The organism is Nocardia sp. NPDC051787 (assembly GCF_040681325.1).
In the GTDB taxonomy this organism is placed as follows: Bacteria; Actinomycetota; Actinomycetes; order Mycobacteriales; family Mycobacteriaceae; genus Nocardia.
On record NZ_JBFAYO010000004.1, the window covers coordinates 103,625 to 120,866 of the forward strand.

The following is a 17,242-nucleotide window of genomic DNA, read 5'->3' on the forward strand; positions in this document are numbered from 1 at the left end:
GTTGACACGAGTAGCCCAGTACGTGATCCCGGGGCAATATTCGCCTTCCATTCACCACTGGATCTCCGAAACCGCGCTCAACGGACCGGACACTTCCTCCGGCGCCACGTGGAGGTCTGCGTCTCGCAGGGTTTGCGGAAAGTGGACCAGTGCCCGCTGCTCGATTTCGGTCAGCGGAACCTGGAAGACGCGGAACTCGTCCAGGTCCAGCGCTTCGAGTGGCTGCAGGTTCTGGCTCAGCAGAAATCCGCGGGCCTTCAGTTCGCCGTTCTCGACGAACGCGATGACCTTCCAGAACTCGCGCGGAATCTTGACTTGCCGGAACTCCCGGTCGTCGTCGGCGAAGACCGGGCCGCCGAACGCGCTCACTTTGAGGTCGTCGACGCTGGCGTCGGCGAAGACCGCGTCTTCGAGACGGCCCCAGATCCCGTTGCGCGCGCTCTGGTTGAAGTCGTCCATCTGCGGGGTGATGTTGGTGTAGAAGAACGAGTCCTTGTTGGCTTTCGCGGCCTCACTCGGACTGCCCCAGAGCAGATCGGCCCGTCGCGCAAGGTGGCCGCGATCGAGCCGGTTTTCGCGGTACAACTCGTTGCCGACCTGTGCATCCGCATCGAGTCTCGGGTCTTTGACGAAGTCGATCTTCTTTCGCGAGAGTTTCTTCATCGAGGCGCCGTCGATGTTCCATGCCACCCAGACGGCAAACCGGCGTGAGCGGCGCATCGCGAGGGAGAAATGCGTGTAATGCAGCACCTCCGAGCCGTCGAACGACGTCGCGATGTCGGGACGAACCGCCGCGTCGACCACGGGTGGCGAAATCTGCGACGCGAGGAACCGCGGGTCGTATCCGGTTGCGGCCGTGGCCTCCGTCACGGTGAGGCGCTCCGGAACCGACGTTGCCAGCGCTTCGAACACTTCCGGTTCGGATACCTCCTCGTTCACGGTGAACCGCACCGATATCTCGGTGGCCGGTTCCCCGTCGATCTCCTTGCAGCCGACCCCGATCGAGGAAATGTCGGGATCCGCCAGCAAATCCTCACCGGTGGTCCGGAGGAACTTTCGCAGGGCGAGGATCAGATCGCCCTGCCGACGGTCGGATAAAGGGTTTTTCGCAGGCATTGTCGACTCCATGTTCGGACGAACCTGGTGACGCCGGGCGCAAGTCACCAGCCACCACCATCCTGGGCTCGCCGGACAGCGAGCTGCACGAGTAGCGAACTACTCGAAAGGAGTCCTTTATGGGTCATACAATTTGTTTAATTGAGAATTGAATCGACTGTCGGACACACCGACATCCAGACCGGGCTCTGAGCGGCCCCGGCCGCCGAGCACGTCACCGGAGCCGGCCGGCGACCGTCATCAGGGCAGCGTCTTCAGCAACTCGTCCGCGACGCCCGCCGACGAAGCCGGATTCTGGCCGGTGATCAGCGTGCGGTCCACCACCACGTTCGGCGTCCACGGGTCGGCCTCGCGGAAATCGGCACCGATCTGGATCAGGCGGTCCTGGAGCAGCCACTTGGCTTTTCCGGCGAAACCCGCCTGCGTCTCTTCGGCGTTGGTGAAGCCGGTCAGGGTGTAGCCCGCGAAGCTGTCGGCGCCATCGTCCTCGGTGGCGGCCAGTAATGCGGCCGGTGCATGGCACACCACCGCCAAGGGCTTGCCCGATGTCAAGGCAGCGGTGAGCAGGCGTCCGGAGTCGGCGTCGACCGCGAGATCTTCCATCGGTCCGTGCCCGCCCGGGTAGAACACCGCCGCGTAGTCCGCGAGGCCGACGTCCGCCAGGACGACAGGGTTGTTCAGCTCGGCACTCGCGGCGATCACCTGCGCCCGATGCTCGGCGGTCTCCTGACCGCCGTTGACCTCCGCGGCGAGGCTGCTCTCGTCCACGCTCGGTACGACGCCCCCGGGCGTGGCGACGACGATCTCGTGGCCCGCGGCCTTCAGCTTCTCGAAGGGCACCACGAACTCCTCGGCCCAGAAGCCGGTCGGGTGCTTCGTCCCGTCGGCGAGCGTCCAGTGGTCGACGCCGGTCATCACGAAAAGGATCTTCGACATGTTGTCTCCGTCGTCCGGAACCCGGTAACCGGGGTTCGATCATCGAACAAGGTCGCGCTTGACCCGCACTTCTCGGCGGTTCTCCAGGCACGCTGGTCATCAGCCGCGACACCGTCGACGGTAGTCCTGCACATCCATGGCTGACGGATAAGAGGACCGATTTCAGACATCGGAATTTCGATGGACTGGCGAACACTGACGCGATGCTTCCGATGCCCACGCGGACGACACCCGTCCGATGGCCAGGTGGCATCGGCATCGCTGTCCGCGCCCTGGCCCGCTCGCCGCGATCCGCTTCTGGGTCCGCCGCATGCCCTGACCCCCGGCGGCGGCCGAAACGCAATGGTCACGGGTACCCGGGCCACTGGGGACCTCGGCCCGAGCCGAGCAGGTGGCGGAGCCATACTGGACAAATGACAGAGACGGGACGGTGCCAGCAGGACTCCGCTCACACGGTGCTCGGCGGCTGCCCCGACATCGGCAGCTTTCGATTCTGGTTCGCCGATCATAGGTGGGAGTGGTCCGAGGACGTCGCCGCGATGCACGGCTACTCCCCCGGTGAGGCCGAGCCTTCCACCGAGCTGGTGCTGAGGCATCAGCACCCCGACGACCGCGAGCAGGTCACCGAAACGCTCACCGAGGCCATCGAGACGGCTGCGCCGTTCTGCAGCCGCCACCGGATCATCGACACGTCCGGCGACACGCACGACGTGATCGTGATCGGCGATCAACTGGTCGACGAGGACGGCACCGTCGTCGGCACCGCGGGCTACTATCTCGATGTCACCGAGACGCTGCAGGACAACCGGCAGGAAACCCTCGATGACCTGCTACCCGATCTCATCGACGCCCGCGCGGTGATCGAACAGGCCAAAGGCATCGTCATGTTCGTCTACGGCATCACTGCCGATCAGGCGTTCCGGGTGCTGCGCTGGCGCTCCCAGGAAACCAACATCAAGATCCGCACGCTGGCCGAGCAACTGGTCTCCGACATCGTCGCGATGGGCGGTGCGCTGGTGCAGCAGCGCACCCGTTTCGACCATCTCCTGCTGACTCTGCACGACCGTGTGACCTCACCCGGATCGTTCGCCGATTGACCGGCGCGTGCCGCTGGAGGACCGGACCATTCCCACATCACCGCGCGCTGTGGCCGGGCGGCACCATTCCGCCTCATAACGGAACGCAAGCCGCAGGCGGAGTCACGACAGGATCGGCTGAATCGTGCTCGTCCCCGGACAGCTCCACCAGTAAGGGGCGGGCGTGTGACCGCACCTGAGCACCATGCCTGGCTAGTGGGGTGCCGGTTCGGCACGAAAGGCGGCGATAGTGGCGCGCAGCGCGTCTGCGGTAGGAGTCGGTTCGATGCCGAATTCCGCGGTGGCGGCGGAGGAATCGATGACGAACGGACGATCGAACTGGTAGCGCAGCTCGGGCAGCTCGCGGGCGTCGGGATCGAAAAGCCCGGCGGCCCAGAGCATCGCGGCGGGCATTCTGCGCACGCGCGCGGATGATGCACCGGCGACCGTCGCGGCTAGTTCAGCAAGCTCGCGGATGGACATCGGCGGCGCTGTCGGCGTGTGCCATGCTCGACCCCAGGCGTTTTCGTCATCCGCAACCGCCACCAGAGTGCGCGCGGTGTCGCCGACATCGGTCCAGCTGTGCGCTGCGTCCAGATCGGCGGGGAACAGCACCCGGCGGCCCGCGAGCAAGGCGGGCAGAGCAATGGCGGTGAAGACCGATTTCGCCCCGGCACCCAGATAATCCGACCCGCGCACCTCGGCGGTACGGATCCGGCCCGCCTCGTGGGCGGCATGCGCCTGGCCCCATAGTTCCGCACGCACCCGACCTTTTTCGCTGTTGGGGCGCAGCGGTTGCCGTTCGGTGATCGGCCCGTCGACTTGCCCGTAGCCATAAAGGTTTCCGACACTGAGCAATCCCGCGCCGGTCGCCTCGGCCGCATGGAGCGCTGCGGCGGCCAGCGGCGGGAAATCTGTGATCCAGCGGTGATACGGGGGCTGAGCGCACTGGAAGACGACGCCCGCGCCCGCACAATGCCTGCTCAGAACAGCAGCATCGGTCGCGTCGGCGGCGATCCGCTCAACCAGCGGGTGACCCGGGCCGCTACCGCTGCGGGTGATCAAGCGCACCCGGTCGCCGCGCGCGGCGAGCAACTGGGCGGTCGCCGATCCAACCGGGCCGGCCCCGATGACGACGTGCAGAGACATGGCAATCCATCCTGTCTGGCGTTCCGTTCCGAGAACATTGTTCTCTTTCTCGATGACCATAGCCGTGAACACCGACCCGAGTCAAGAACACCGTTCTCTATCCGGCCAGATGTTCTCTGAACGGTTACTTGTTCTCTATACTTCGGGCATGTCCGCTTCGTCGTTGCGCGCCCGCGTCCGCTCCGAGATGACCGAGGAGATCAAGGCGGCCGCGCGCCGACGACTGGCGGTGGATGGCGCGAATCTGTCCCTCCGCGGCGTCGCGCGCGACCTCGGCATCGTCGCCTCCGCGCTCTACCGGTATTTCCCGAGCCGCGACGACCTGCTGACGGCTTTGATCATGGAGGCGTACCGAGCGCTCGCCGCCACCGCCGAAGCCGCCGACGCGAGGCCGCCCGCCACCGACCTTCGCCGGCGATGGCTTGCGGTGTGGTCGTCCGTCCGGGACTGGGCGCTGGCACATCCGGCCGAGTACGGCCTGCTGTACGGCAGTCCGGCACCCGGTTACCACGCACCGGAGGACACCGTGGCGCCCGCGGCCGCCGTTGTCCTCCGGCTGGTCGCGATCGCGCAGGCCGGCGCGGAAGAGCTGACGCCGCCACCGCTTCCGACTCCGCTGCCCGCGCCCGTGCGCGCCGACCTGCGCCGCCTCATCGAGCAGCAATCATCCGACCTGCCCGAGGAGGTGCTCGACCGAGTCTTCGTCGCCTGGACCCACCTGTTCGGCCTGCTCAACTTCGAAATCTTCGGCCGCCTCGACACCATCATCGAAGCCCGTGCCGAGTACTTCGCCCACCACATGAACCTGATGGCGGATCTGGTGGGCCTGCCGTAGCCGGTCCGGCTCGGCAACGGCGTGTCTGCGGCCGGTTCGGGCGGCCATCCGCCGCTCGACGCTACGGTGACAGCACCGAGATACGCCGCGTTCCGCTCGATGACCGAACATCACTCACTCGTGGAGGAACATTGCCGAGCTCGTTCACTCGAAGGGGATTCCTGACCAGCGCGGCCACGTCGGCAACGGCCGCGGCCGCTGTCTCGGCCGGGGCCGCCCCGGGCAAAGCGCGAGCGGATATCGACCCGGACAAGCCGAACATCCTGGTGATCATCGTGGACGAGATGCGGACACCGATGTGGTTTCCCGATCAGGGAATATTGGATGGCGTGCTGCCGAATATCGCCCGGATACGCGAGGGCGGTGTGTCATTCGAGAACCACTACACCGCGGCGAACGACTGTACACCGGCTCGCGGTTGCCTGCTGACCGGCCTCTACTCGCAGCAGACCGGCGTGATGGTCGTGTCGGAGTCGACGCTGACACCGCTGTTCCCGACGTGGGGGTCGATGCTGCGCGAGCACGGGTACGACACCACCTACTGGGGCAAGTGGCATCTCGGTAGCTACCCGGATCGGACGCCGGGCGCGCTCGAAGCGTACGGGTTTCACGGCGGCACCTATCCCTCGCCCAATGGCGCTCCGGGCCAAGGGCTGCAAGCGGATCCGAAGATCGTCGACCAATTCGTCGATTGGTTCCACAACGATTCCGGCAGCGCACCGTGGTGCACCACCGTGTCGCTGGTCAACCCGCACGACATCCAGTGGTGGCCACGCTGGACCCGCCGCGACCAATTCAACGCCGACATCCCGCGCTGGATGAACGATCTTCCGCCCAATTTCGAATCGCTCGACCAACTATCGAAGAAGCCCCGGCTGCAGATGGCGCTGGTCGAGGTCTCGGCCGTGGCATTCGGGCCGGCGCCCTATGGAACGCCGGAAGCCGTGCACGCGTGGATCGACATGCGCAACCTCTATCTCTGGGCCCAGCAGCAGGTCGACATCCAGATCGGGCGCGTGCTCGACACCCTGAACTCCCGTCCAGAGGTCGCGGCCAACACCGTCATCGTCTTCACCTCCGACCACGGCGATTACGCCGGTTCGCACGGCTTGCACGGCAAAGGCGGCGCCGCCTACGACGAGGCGATCCGGGTTCCGCTCTACGTCCACGATCCGCGCGGCTACCTCAGCCCGGTCGCGGGTACGAGCACCAGGACCCAGCTCACCTCGAGCGTCGATTTCACGCCATTGCTGCTCACCATCGCCACCGGCGGAAACGGCTGGCGCGGCGACGGACGCTACGAACACCTCAGCGGGCGACTCGACCTCGCCGCGCTCTGCCGTAACCCGGGCGCCGCGGGCCGTCCCTGGGTCGCGCACACCACCGACGAGGACTCGATCGAAGAAGCCGCGATCCTGTTCAACCAGAACGCGCCGGGCCACGTGGCGATGGTGCGCACCGCCGACGCGAAATTCACTTCCTACTCGCATTGGGTGCGCGGCCAGATCCAGATCGATGCGGCGAGCGAGCAGGAATTCGAACTCTACGACTACAGCAGCGACGGCGGCCGCCTCGAGCTCGACAATCAGGCCGCCACCGGAAACCCATTGCGCGGCGAGATGGAAGCGCTGCTCGACAACGTCATCCGGAACGAGATCCAGCAGCCGCTGCCGCCGTATCTGCGGGACGCCCAAGAGGAAGGTATCGGCGACTACATATCAGCGCAGACGAACGTCCTCGTCCAAGCCGAGCGGATCGGTAAAGCCCTGCTGGATCTCGTGCCCCCGTCCTAGACGGCGCCCTCGAATCCGCATGAGTGTGCTCGCCCGGTCGAGCAGGAGTCGCCGCTCGGTCACGCCTCTTCGAGGGCTTCGCCGATTTCGTGGGCGACGCGATTGTGCTGATTCTGCACCAGCCAATGACCGGCCCCGAGGGCCAGCGCGACGGGCCATTCGATGATCTCCGCCGCGGCCAGCGCGCCGAGTGCGCCGTAGTATGCCAACTGCTCGGGCCGAGGGATGCGGACCCGGCCGACCACCGGCAGCTCCACCGCGAAACCCTGCGCAGCCAGCACCCGATCGACGGCGTTCCTGTGGCTTGTAGCCGACTTTTCGGCCATTTGTTGCCTCCCGGTCATGGTGCATTCGCGAAGTCGACGCCTGACGTCCGCACGGTGTCTGGCGTGATGAAAACTGGTGTAGGAGCCGGCTCGGAACCGTTGACGGATGCGCTGACGCAGGTACTGACCGTGCCGTTGCGCGAGATGTACGCGGTGCTGTGGCGCTTGGGCGTCATCGAGATCGTCGACTGATCCAACGGCGCCGGACCAGTCGGCTCAGATCCACCGTCGGCGGCTAACCCTTGCCCGGCGAGCGCCGCGTCGGCGCCTTGCTCTTACGCGCGGGGGTCACGCCTTCGTCGCCTTTGCCGGGCGTTCGGCCGCTTTCCGAATGCGGCTCGAGGCGTTCGGGACGACCGGAAGCGCCGGGCGCCGATTGCTTGCTCGACCGCTGATTGAGCTGCCGGATCACCAGGGCTGTGCCTCCGACACCCAGCAGCACGGGCCAGTCCACCAAACCCGCGGCACCGATCGCCGCCAAAGTCAGCGCGGCCGCCGGTGTCGAGTGGCTGCCTCTGCTCAGCCCGCTCTTCACGCCGGAGGCGGCGCCCTGCAAGCCGCCGATAACGCCATTGACGGCGGCACCGCCCACGGCCCCGGCCGCAGCCGCCGTCGCGTCGGCTGTCCGGGTGATCACGTCCACCGCGCCTTCGGAAATGTTCATTTTCACTCCGTCGTGTTCACCGTTCAGACACTAACGAGCAAACCGGAGTTTACTCCGGAGACGGAGTTGCGTCCCTGAAGCGCCGAGAAGTACCCGCCAGCGTGCCCGACTTGCTCTCCTGCACCGCTACGTGGGACGCACCACGCAGAAGCCAGATTTGCCGGTCCATGATCACGGCCTCGAACAGCCGCTGGATGGAATGGTTTTCGATCCGCCGCCCGACGATGTCGATCCGTTCGGCTAATTTCTCGCAATCTCAGGTCGAGCAGGCACTGTGCCCAAACTCCATCCCTTGTGGCACAGGCGCTCAGCCTGGTGCTGCCGGTACCAGTGTTATTGGGCTCCTGTTACCGGTGCCCGGCACACCGCAAGCTCGGAGCATGACACAGACCATCCCGTCGGGTGCGGCGGCGACGCGCGCCGCCGCACCGCCCGCCGCGCTGCGAGCGCGGCGTCCGCTGGCCATCCTCACGGTCATCCTCACCGGCCAGTTCATGGCCGTGCTCGACGCTTCCATCGTCAACGTGGCGATTCCCTCGATTCGCGGCTCGTTGCACACCAGCGGCTCGGCTCTGCAGCTGATCGTCGCCGGTTACGTCATCGCCTACGCCGTCCTGCTGGTCACCGGCGCGCGGCTCGGCGACCGGTTCACCCAGCGCCGCACGTTCATCGCGGGACTGGCGGGGTTCACGGTGGCCTCACTGGCCTGCGGGCTGGCGTGGAACGAGACATCGTTGATCGTCTTCCGGTTCGCGCAGGGCGTCGGCGCGGCGGCGATGGTTCCGCAGATCATGACGCTCATCCAGCGCGTCTTCACCGGTGACGCCAGGGCCAGGGCGCTCAGTGTGTACTCGGCGATCATCTCCGGCGGCATGGTCGCCGGACAGGTGCTCGGCGGCCTCATCGTCAACGCCGACCTGTTCGGCAGCAGCTGGCGCGGTGTGTTCTTGGTGAACGTGCCGATCGGCGTGGTGCTGCTCGCCGTGGCGCCGCGCGTCCTGCCGTCGGCGACCCAGCGCGTCGAGCGCAAGCTCGACCTGCCCGGGTTGGCGACGCTCACCGTTTCGGTGCTGCTGCTGGTGCTTCCGCTGGTGCTCGGCCGTGAGCTGGATTGGCCGCTGTGGTCGTGGATTTCGTTGGGCGCCAGCGTTATCGGCCTCGCACTGTTCGTGACCATCGAGCGGCTGGTCGCGGCGCGCGGCGGCGAACCACTGTTCGCTCGGCCGGTCCTCCCGGCTCCGGGCCTGGTGCTCACCGCGGTCACGTTGTTCGTGATCATGGCGACCTTCGGCGGATGGATGTTCGTCATGGCGATACACCTGCAGAGCACGCTCGGCTACAGCGCGCTGCATGCGGGCCTGCTGTTCGTCCCGCTCGGGGTGACCTTCGCGGTGGCCAGCCTGAACTGGGAGCGAATCCCGAATCGGTTCCACGCCACCATGATCCCGCTCGGACTCGTGCTCGGGGCGGCAAGCATGGTCGCGCTCGGCACGCTGCTGCGCGACGGAGCCGATGTCGGCGTGATCGCGCTGGTACTGCTCGGCTTGTGCGGCGTCGGCAACGGCCTGGCGTTCAGTCCGCTCATGACGCGCACGCTGGCCAAGGTCCCGATGACTCTGGCGGCCGATGCGAGCGGCATCCTGGTGACCACCGTGCAGCTCGGCATAGTGGTCGGCATCGCCACCTTCGGGTCGCTCTTCCTCGGCCTCACGGGCAGCACGGTGTCGAGCGCGGCGCACGCGCTGGGCGTCACGTCGATCGCCGAGGGCGTCACGGTCCTGCTCGCCGCGGCGTTCGCGGCCCGCGCGGCGCGGTAACCGCACGCTGCTATTCGACAACCTTCGAATCATCGCGACGCAAACCATCGCGCCCGGCTGCCGCCGCACGCCATGCTCGCAAGGGGTGCGCCGGCGGCGGCCCGGGTCACCTCGGAGCCGGGCAGCCGCAATCGGTGCGCTGTGGTCGATCGCGGTACGAAAGAAGGTGTCGGATGGGCGTTTTCGCGCTCGGCATAGAACTCGACGGCGAGGGCTTTCATCCCGGACCCGAACCCACCGGAGCCACGTCCCACGACACTGGCCGTCGGCGGACGACCGCTCCGGTTTCCGAGGCTGTGTCAGAGAACGGTTTCGATCGCTGCGACGAGTTCGGGCGCCTCGGGCGTCACCGTCGGGCGGAAGCGGCCCGCTACTTTCCCATCCCGGTCGATGAGGAACTTCTCGAAGTTCCACTGGATGTCACCGGCGTTGCCGTCGGCGTCGGCAGATTCCACCAGGCTCTGGTAGAGGGCGTGGCGGTTGTCACCGTTGACGTCGGTCTTCTCCAGCAGCGGGAAGTCCACGCCGTAGGTGGTGGAACAGAACTGCTGGATCTCCTCGGCGGTGCCCGGCTCCTGGCCCATGAATTGGTTGGAGGGCACGCCGACCACGCTGAATCCGCGGGGACCGTAGGACTTGTGCAGTTCGACCAGGCCGGAATACTGCGGTGTCAGGCCGCATCTCGAGGCCACGTTGACCAGCAGGACAGCGCGGTCGCCGACCAAGTCGGCCAGCGTGGTCGGCGCACCGGACAACGTGCGCAGCGGAACGTCTCGAAGGCTCATTCGTATCGGACCTACCCATTCTCGATTCCGTTGATCCACCCCGAGGGCCACGGTACCGGATCGTCCGGCTAGGTCGTCGCCGATCATGGACGGACGGCGCGGTCGTGCTGTGCGTGCCGCGCCTGGCTGTCGACCACGATCGCACGCCGAGATCGACCACAACGGATTCCGGCTGGCGCTGATTACGAGATCCGACGTGCCCCGGCCGACGGTAGCGCCACGAAGGTCCGGGGCGCCGTGAAATCCTCGCTGCGGAACCGTGTCGCTATGGCAGCGGCGATGTCCCGCGTGCGATCGGCATCGGTCAGGGCGATGATGCTACCGCCGAAGCCACCGCCCACCATACGGGCGCCATAGGCGCCCGCCGCTAGCGCCGAATCGACAGCGGTGTCGAGTTGCGGTGTGGAGATCTCGAAATCGTCGCGCAGTGATGTATGCCCCGCGGTGAGGATCGGCCCGATCTCGCGCGGATCGTGACGACCGCGCAGGGTGTCGACGACCGCGAGCACCCGGGCGTTCTCGGCGACGATATGGCGGGCCCGCCGCCGCAGCACAGGATCGCCGATCCGGTCCGTTTCGGCGACGTCGATGACTTCGCGCAGCGTGCGCACGCCGAGCGCCGCGGCCGCCTGCTCACATTCGGTGCGGCGCTTGCCGTATTCGCCGTCGACCAGCTGATGCGGGGTATCGGTGTCGACCACCAGCAGCTGCAGCCCCGCCGCGGCCAGATCGAACGGGACCTGTGTGTGCTCGCCCTTGCCGAAGTCGAGGAACAACGCGTGCCCGGCGGTGCACAGCACCGAAGCCGACTGATCCAGGGTGCCGGTGGCCGCGCCGACGTAGGTGTTCTCCGCGGCCCGGCCGATATCGATGAGGTCGGTGTCGGCGACAGGCAGCGTGAACAGGTCGCGCAACGCTATTGCCACCGCACACTCCACCGCCGCCGAGGAGGACAGCCCGGCGCCGACCGGCACCGCGCCGTTCAGCTCCAATGTCACGCCCGCGACCGCGTGTCCGCGACGAAAGTATTCGTGCACCACGCCGAGCGGATACCGGGCCCAGCCGGACACGTCGGCCTCGGCCAGTCCCGCGATCGGCGCGTTCACCGGCTCGCCGGGATGCTGCCGCGAGGAGACCCGTGCCCAGCCATCTCTGGTCGCCGTCGCAGTACAGGTCACCACCTGGGGGACGGCGATCGGCAGGGCGTAGCCGTCGTTGTAGTCGGTGTGCTCGCCGATGATGTTGACCCGTCCGGGCGCCGCCCATACCCCGCTCGTCACCGCGCCTCCCGCAATTCGGCAGCGACCATCTCCGGCGTGGTGTCGCTGATGAACACCGACATTCCGGACTCCGAGCCGGCCAGGTACTTCAACTTGTCCGCCGACCGGCGGATCGAGAACAACTGCAGGTGCAGCCACCAATCCTCGCGAGGTACATCCGATCTCGGCGTCGGCGCCTGATTCCACGCGGCGATATAGGGCATCGGGCTGGCGAAGCAGTGCGCAAAGCGGTGCAGCACATCCAGATACAGCGTCGCGAATGCGTCGCGCTGCGCGGCATCGAGTTCGGGAAGGTCGGCGACGCGACGATGTGGATACAGCAACACCTCGTAGGGCCAGCGCGCGAACGGCGGCACGAACGCCGTCCACTCCTCGTTGGCCGCCACTACCCGCAGCCCGGCCGCCCGCTCGCTGGCCAACAGGTCGCCGAACAGGTTGCCGCCGTGGGCTTTTCGATATCGCCTTGCGTTATCGGATATCCTGGTCACCCGCGGTGTGACGAATGGGTAGGCGTAGATCTGTCCATGCGGATGCGACAGCGTCACCCCGATCTCCTCGCCGTGGTTCTCGAAGCAGAACACCTGCCCGATGCCATCGATGTCGGCCAGTTCCGCACTGCGCTGCGCCCAGGCGTCCACCACCAATCGGGCGCGCTCGGGATCCAATTGGGCGAACGAGGAGTCGTGCTCGCTGGTGAAGCACACCACTTCACAGCGGCCGAAACCGTCGCGCAGCGGCGTCAGCGGTGAGCCCGCGACGGTCGCGCCGGTCGATCCCGACCCGTCGGCATCCGGCGCTGCATCGGGACCGGCCGGGTCTTCGTGACCAGTGGACAGCGACGGGAACCGATTCTCGAAAACAACCACCTGATAGTCGGATTCGGGGATCTCGGTGACTCGCTCCGGCGTGGACGGGCACAGCGGGCATAGATCGGCGGGCGGCAAGAAAGTCCGGGTCTGCCGGTGCGAGGCGATCACTACCCACTCCCCCAGTAGCGGATCGAAGCGCCGCTGCGAATGTGTGGTCGTCTGCGGCAGCTCGCGAGTATCGGCCACGGTGCGCGGAACGCCGGGGTCAGCGTCGAAGTACAGGATCTCCCGGCCGTCGGCCAGCTTCCGGCGGGTGGTGATCACTGGCCCGCCCGGGGGGAGAACTGGGCCGAGGTGGGCGTGCGGTGCAGTGGCGGCGCCGCCATGGCGACCTCCGATCGGTGCTCGAGGAAGACTCGGACGGACAGTACACCGACGATTGGGAGCGCTCACATCGGATGAACCGGGGTGGTGGCACCGTCGATACGGCGCTTCGGGCTGAAACCATCGATGTCGATTCGGACCCGGCCGGCGTTGGACAGATCGCTCTGCGGGCTCGTCGGTTGGCCGCGTACCTATTGACGGCACGTTGCGGGGATGGTTCCCTGTAGCCGGGTGGTAGATCGATCTACCACCACCTCGAGTATGGCTACCCGGCGCGCCTTTTCGCTCTCAGTAGTCGCGGAGGTCACGTGTTTTGCGCGAGAGGGCGTTCATCGATGAAGGCCACTAAGTCGTGGGTTGTGCTGTTGCTGGCAGCGGTACTGGCATGCACGGGGTCTGCGTGTGGGCTGACATCCGGGCCCACCGCCACCGCGCTGACCATCTACACGGCGCGCCCGAGCAGCATCTCGCGAAAGGTCATCGACGCGTTCGAGGCCGCGAACCCGGAGTACAAGGGACGCGTGCGGGTGCTGACCCTGGGGGCGGGCGAGGCGTTCGAGCGAGTCCGGGCCGAGGCGCATCGCCCCCAGGCGGACATATGGTGGGGCGGCACACCACAGCAATTCGGCAAAGCCGTGCAAGCCGGTCTGCTGGCTCCTGCTCGTGATGACGCCATCGCCCATGTTCCGGAACCGTTTCGGGGGTCGGGCAATTTGTGGCTGGGCGAGATGCGCACGGCCAACCTGATCTTCTACAACCACGCGATGGTCGATGCCGCGCAGGCGCCGAAGGATTGGGACGACCTGATCGCGCCGGCGCAGAAGGGCAAGCTGCTGATCCGTGATGTCGCGGCGTCGGGAACGATGCGCAGCATCTACGGCGCCTTGATCGGTCGTTCCTTTGCCGGGACCGGCAACCCGCAGCAGGGTTACGACTTCCTGCACGCTCTGGACCGCAATACCGTGGCATACGCTCCGAATCCGAACGACCTGTTTCTGCGTATGCGACGGCAAGAGGCGCCGATCAGTGTCTGGAATCTGCAAGACATCCTGGTACAACGGGCCAATGGTGCGCCGTTCACGCCGGTGGTGCCCACGTCGGGTGTGCTGACGCAGCTCGATGGTGTCGGCAAGATCAGAAACGGACCGCATGGCGGCAATGCAGACACCTTCCTGGAGTTCCTGTTCCGCCTGTCCACTCAGCAGATGTTGGCCGACCAGACGTTTCAGCTCCCGACGGTGCCGCTCCCACGGGATCCGGCCTGGCTGGCCGGAATCGGTCTACACGAGATGCCGGTGGATTGGGCGACGGTGAATCGCGAGGAGGACAAGTGGATCGACTATTGGGTTCAGAACATCAAGAACCACCGCTGACAAAGCCGCAGTAAAGCCCCGGTCCAGTTGGAGACATCGTGATACCGATCGAACTCGATCACATTCAGAAGACCTACGACACCACCACCGACATATCCATGCACGCCACTATCGCCGCCGGCGAGCTGTTCACCCTGCTCGGCCCGTCCGGTTGTGGCAAGTCCACCCTGCTGCGAATCATCGCGGGCTTCGTCGCCCCGACGCGGGGCCGAATCTTGTTCGAAGACAAGGACGTCACGAGAACGGCACCGAACCGCCGGGACACCGGCATGGTGTTCCAGAACTACGCGCTGTTTCCCCATATGACCGTCGCCGAGAACATCGCGTACGGGCTGCGAGCGCGCAAGGTCGACAAGAAGTCGCGTACCGAACGTGTCGGCGTGGCGCTCGAACAGGTCGGGCTCGCCGGATACGGACATCGCCGGATCGACCAGCTCTCCGGTGGACAGCAGCAGCGCGTCGCACTCGCCCGGGCAGTGGTCATCGCGCCATCGGTACTACTGCTGGACGAACCGCTGTCGAACCTGGATGCGAAGCTACGGGAGGAAACCCGTGCCGAGATCCGGCGGGTGCAGTCGGAAGCCGGAATCACGACCGTCTACGTCACCCATGATCAGGCCGAGGCGATGGCGATGAGCGACCGTATCGCGGTGCTCGATCGTGGTCGTGTACATCAGATCGACACGCCGTCGGCCGTGTATCACCGCCCCGCTACGGCCTTTGTGGCCCGCTTCATCGGGCGCAGCAATGTGGTGCCGGTGACGGTGGTCGACGTGAACGATCGCGAGGTCTGCGTCAGGCTCGCCGGCGGGTCGTCCGTTACGGTACCGATACCGGCGTTCGGCCCCATCAGTGCCGGTGATGAACTCGCCCTGTCACTGCGACCGGAAACCTTGGAATTCACCACCCCAGAACGAGCGGTGGTCGAGGGAATAGTCACCGGCATCGAATTCATCGGCGCGGCCAGCACTTACACCGTGGCAACGCCGGATCTGACGTTGCGGATCAGCATGCCCGACGCGATCGGCCGGCCACGGATCGGTGACGATGTCGCGATCGGCATCGGTTCCGGGCAACCATGGTTGGTGCAGTCATGACCGCCGTCGCTGCCGAAAACGCCTCGCCCGTCCCAGACGCCCCGAAGTCGCCGGGATCCGCGCCGGGCCGCTGGAAGGAATTGCGTCGCCGGCTGCCGGGCAGTTCCAGCGATAGGTTCATCTACCTGCCCACGGTGGCGGTGCTGGCGGTTCTCCTCCTCTTCGTTGTCGTTCCGATGGTTCACACCGCAGTCACGAGCACGCGGGGCGAAGGCATTCTGGCGAACTACGAGACGTTCCTCCACGGTGGGTCGGGCACGGCGCTGGTGCTGTCGGTGGGCATCTCGCTTGCGTCGGTTCTCGGGTGCGGCATCATCGGCACTCTGCTCGCGGTCGCGGTGAACCGCTTCGAGTTTCCGGGCCGCCGGATTCTCGAGATCGCCGCAATTGTCCCGATGGCACTGCCGCCATTGATCGGCGCGGTGTCGTTCGTGTTGCTCTACAGCGTGACCGGAATTGTGCCGCGGACACTGTCGCACTGGTTCGGTGTCGATCCAGGCACGGTGGCGGTGAACGGCGTCGGTGGTGTGGTGCTGGTGCACGTGTTCACCATGTTCCCGTTCTTCTATCTGCCGGTGGCCGCGGGTCTGGCCGGGATGGACTCGTCGTTGGAAGCCGCCGCGTACAACCTCGGCGCGAGCCGAATTCGGGTGTGGCGCACGGTTGTCCTGCCGATGTTGACTCCGGCGCTGGTATCCGGGGCCCTGCTGACGTTCATGATCTCGATGGCGTCGTTCACCGCTCCGCAGCTCTACAACGTGCAGACGCTGACAATGCAGATCGTCGCCACCAAAACCGGTGGTAACACTGAACTGGCTGCCACTCAAGCGACGGGGCTGGCCGTCGTGTCGATCTGTTTTCTGCTCTCGATGCGCTGGTATCAAGGTCGGCGTGTGCACCGCAGTCTGTCCAAGGGAATTCAGCGTGACCGGACCGCGAGCCGAGGGCCGATACGCTGGGTTGCCGCGGTGGGCGCGACCGTGCTGGCTCTCATGCTGATGGCCCCCGTGCTCACCGTTGTGCTGGTGTCGTTTTCGGTGGACAACTCGTGGACGACCCAGATCCTGCCGCCGGCCTACACCCTGGGCAATTACGCCACGCTGTTCACCGATCCGGGCAGCCTGCTACCGATGTCGGTCAGCATCCAAATGAGCTTTCTCGCCACCGTGGGAGCCGTCCTGATCGGTGTCGCCGCGGCATACATCGTCGCCCGCTGGCGCGGACCCGGCCGCGGCGTGGTCGACATCATGGTGATGCTGCCGTGGGCCCTGCCCGGCACTGTCGTCGGCGTCAACCTCGTCACCGCGTTCAACGAACCGCAACCGAGCAATCTCGGGATCTCGCTGGTCGGGACCTTGTGGATCCTGCCCGTCGCGTATTTCGTTCGATTCGTGCCACTGGTCTTCCGGTCGACCGGCGCGGCGCTCGGCACTGTCGATCCCGCACTGGAGGAGGCCGCCCTCAGTCTCGGATCAGGACCGCTGCGGGTCCTGCGCACGGTCACGATCCCATTGGTCTCAAAAGGCATCGTCGCGGGGGCATTGCTCGCCTTCGTCGACGGTGTGGGCGAGTACGTCGCGTCGGTGGTCGTCTATCCGGCCAGCTATCCGCCGCTGTCGGTGGAGATCTACCGCCGCATCTATTCGTCCGAATTCGGCACGGCCGCGGCGTACGGGACGCTGCAGATCACGTTGATCCTCGCCGTTCTCATCATCAACAACATCCTGCAACACAACCGGCGGCAACGGCCTGCGGCGACGGTAGTCACCCATGCGGGCATCTGACCACGACAGAGACAGGTA

Annotated in this window: 16 protein-coding genes; 8 read left to right on the plus strand and 8 right to left on the minus strand. The window is 66.2% G+C overall.

Annotated features, from left to right (window positions below; genetic code table 11):
* Window positions 1–51 precede the first annotated feature (51 nt).
* Together AB0M45_RS05670 and AB0M45_RS05675 are read right to left on the minus strand one after the other, a co-directional pair.
* Entirely contained in the window at window positions 52–1,116 is a 1,065-nt protein-coding gene (locus tag AB0M45_RS05670) for a DNA/RNA non-specific endonuclease (protein WP_364323292.1), read from the minus strand.
* A gap of 240 nt (window positions 1,117–1,356) precedes the next feature.
* Window positions 1,357–2,052, minus strand: coding sequence for a type 1 glutamine amidotransferase domain-containing protein (locus tag AB0M45_RS05675; RefSeq protein ID WP_364323294.1), 696 nt, complete (start codon window positions 2,050–2,052; stop codon window positions 1,357–1,359).
* Between the two features lie 413 nt (window positions 2,053–2,465).
* Between AB0M45_RS05675 and AB0M45_RS05680 the strand changes: the two genes are divergently transcribed.
* Window positions 2,466–3,149 carry a PAS and ANTAR domain-containing protein gene (locus AB0M45_RS05680; protein ID WP_364323296.1) on the plus strand — a complete coding sequence of 228 codons (684 nt, stop codon included), beginning with the start codon at window positions 2,466–2,468 and terminating at the stop codon, window positions 3,147–3,149.
* Between the two features lie 192 nt (window positions 3,150–3,341).
* Here AB0M45_RS05680 and AB0M45_RS05685 read toward each other — a convergent pair whose 3' ends face one another.
* Window positions 3,342–4,277: an NAD-dependent epimerase/dehydratase family protein gene (locus tag AB0M45_RS05685; protein WP_364323298.1), complete on the minus strand. Its 936-nt coding sequence runs from the start codon at window positions 4,275–4,277 to the stop codon at window positions 3,342–3,344.
* Window positions 4,278–4,425: 148 nt separating this feature from the next.
* On the opposite strand from AB0M45_RS05685, the gene AB0M45_RS05690 reads away from it, so the two are divergent.
* Both AB0M45_RS05690 and AB0M45_RS05695 read left to right on the plus strand, forming a co-directional pair.
* Window positions 4,426–5,112: a TetR/AcrR family transcriptional regulator gene (locus AB0M45_RS05690; RefSeq protein WP_364323300.1), complete on the plus strand. Its 687-nt coding sequence runs from the start codon at window positions 4,426–4,428 to the stop codon at window positions 5,110–5,112.
* A gap of 131 nt (window positions 5,113–5,243) precedes the next feature.
* On the plus strand, window positions 5,244–6,905 hold the full coding sequence (locus AB0M45_RS05695) for a sulfatase-like hydrolase/transferase (RefSeq protein ID WP_364323302.1): 1,662 nt from the start codon (window positions 5,244–5,246) through the stop codon (window positions 6,903–6,905).
* A 59-nt stretch (window positions 6,906–6,964) separates the two neighbouring features.
* Here the strand turns inward: AB0M45_RS05695 and AB0M45_RS05700 are convergent, their stop codons facing one another.
* Window positions 6,965–7,231, minus strand: coding sequence for a hypothetical protein (locus AB0M45_RS05700; protein WP_364323304.1), 267 nt, complete (start codon window positions 7,229–7,231; stop codon window positions 6,965–6,967).
* Window positions 7,232–7,297: 66 nt separating this feature from the next.
* Here AB0M45_RS05700 and AB0M45_RS05705 point away from each other — a divergent pair, with 66 nt between their 5' ends.
* On the plus strand, window positions 7,298–7,423 hold the full coding sequence (locus AB0M45_RS05705; protein WP_364323306.1) for an Rv1535 domain-containing protein: 126 nt from the start codon (window positions 7,298–7,300) through the stop codon (window positions 7,421–7,423).
* Window positions 7,424–7,466: 43 nt separating this feature from the next.
* Here AB0M45_RS05705 and AB0M45_RS05710 read toward each other — a convergent pair whose 3' ends face one another.
* Window positions 7,467–7,895 carry a hypothetical protein gene (locus AB0M45_RS05710; protein ID WP_364323308.1) on the minus strand — a complete coding sequence of 143 codons (429 nt, stop codon included), beginning with the start codon at window positions 7,893–7,895 and terminating at the stop codon, window positions 7,467–7,469.
* 380 nt (window positions 7,896–8,275) lie between these two features.
* Here AB0M45_RS05710 and AB0M45_RS05715 point away from each other — a divergent pair, with 380 nt between their 5' ends.
* Window positions 8,276–9,712 (plus strand): MFS transporter, encoded by a 1,437-nt coding sequence (locus AB0M45_RS05715; RefSeq protein ID WP_364323310.1) that lies wholly within the window; start codon window positions 8,276–8,278, stop codon window positions 9,710–9,712.
* A 299-nt stretch (window positions 9,713–10,011) separates the two neighbouring features.
* Here the strand turns inward: AB0M45_RS05715 and AB0M45_RS05720 are convergent, their stop codons facing one another.
* The 3 genes from AB0M45_RS05720 to galT all read right to left on the minus strand — a co-directional run bounded on the left by AB0M45_RS05720 (window position 10,012) and on the right by galT (window position 12,889).
* The gene (locus AB0M45_RS05720) at window positions 10,012–10,497 is read right to left on the minus strand and encodes a glutathione peroxidase (protein ID WP_364323311.1); all 486 of its coding nucleotides are present in this window, start codon (window positions 10,495–10,497) and stop codon (window positions 10,012–10,014) included.
* Window positions 10,498–10,679: 182 nt separating this feature from the next.
* Window positions 10,680–11,777 (minus strand): galactokinase, encoded by a 1,098-nt coding sequence (galK, locus tag AB0M45_RS05725; RefSeq protein ID WP_364323313.1) that lies wholly within the window; start codon window positions 11,775–11,777, stop codon window positions 10,680–10,682.
* Complete coding sequence (gene galT / locus AB0M45_RS05730) at window positions 11,774–12,889, minus strand: galactose-1-phosphate uridylyltransferase (protein ID WP_364323663.1); 1,116 nt, start codon at window positions 12,887–12,889, stop codon at window positions 11,774–11,776. Before galT ends, galK begins: the two co-directional genes overlap by 4 nt.
* A gap of 416 nt (window positions 12,890–13,305) precedes the next feature.
* On the opposite strand from galT, the gene AB0M45_RS05735 reads away from it, so the two are divergent.
* Genes AB0M45_RS05735 through AB0M45_RS05745 form a run of 3 tightly spaced genes read left to right on the plus strand, consistent with a single transcriptional unit; the run spans window position 13,306 to window position 17,224 of the window.
* Window positions 13,306–14,343 (plus strand): extracellular solute-binding protein, encoded by a 1,038-nt coding sequence (locus tag AB0M45_RS05735; RefSeq protein ID WP_364323314.1) that lies wholly within the window; start codon window positions 13,306–13,308, stop codon window positions 14,341–14,343.
* 38 nt (window positions 14,344–14,381) lie between these two features.
* On the plus strand, window positions 14,382–15,440 hold the full coding sequence (locus AB0M45_RS05740) for an ABC transporter ATP-binding protein (RefSeq protein ID WP_364323316.1): 1,059 nt from the start codon (window positions 14,382–14,384) through the stop codon (window positions 15,438–15,440).
* The gene (locus tag AB0M45_RS05745; RefSeq protein WP_364323318.1) at window positions 15,437–17,224 is read left to right on the plus strand and encodes an iron ABC transporter permease; all 1,788 of its coding nucleotides are present in this window, start codon (window positions 15,437–15,439) and stop codon (window positions 17,222–17,224) included. Before AB0M45_RS05740 ends, AB0M45_RS05745 begins: the two co-directional genes overlap by 4 nt.
* The last annotated feature ends 18 nt before the right edge of the window (window positions 17,225–17,242 follow it).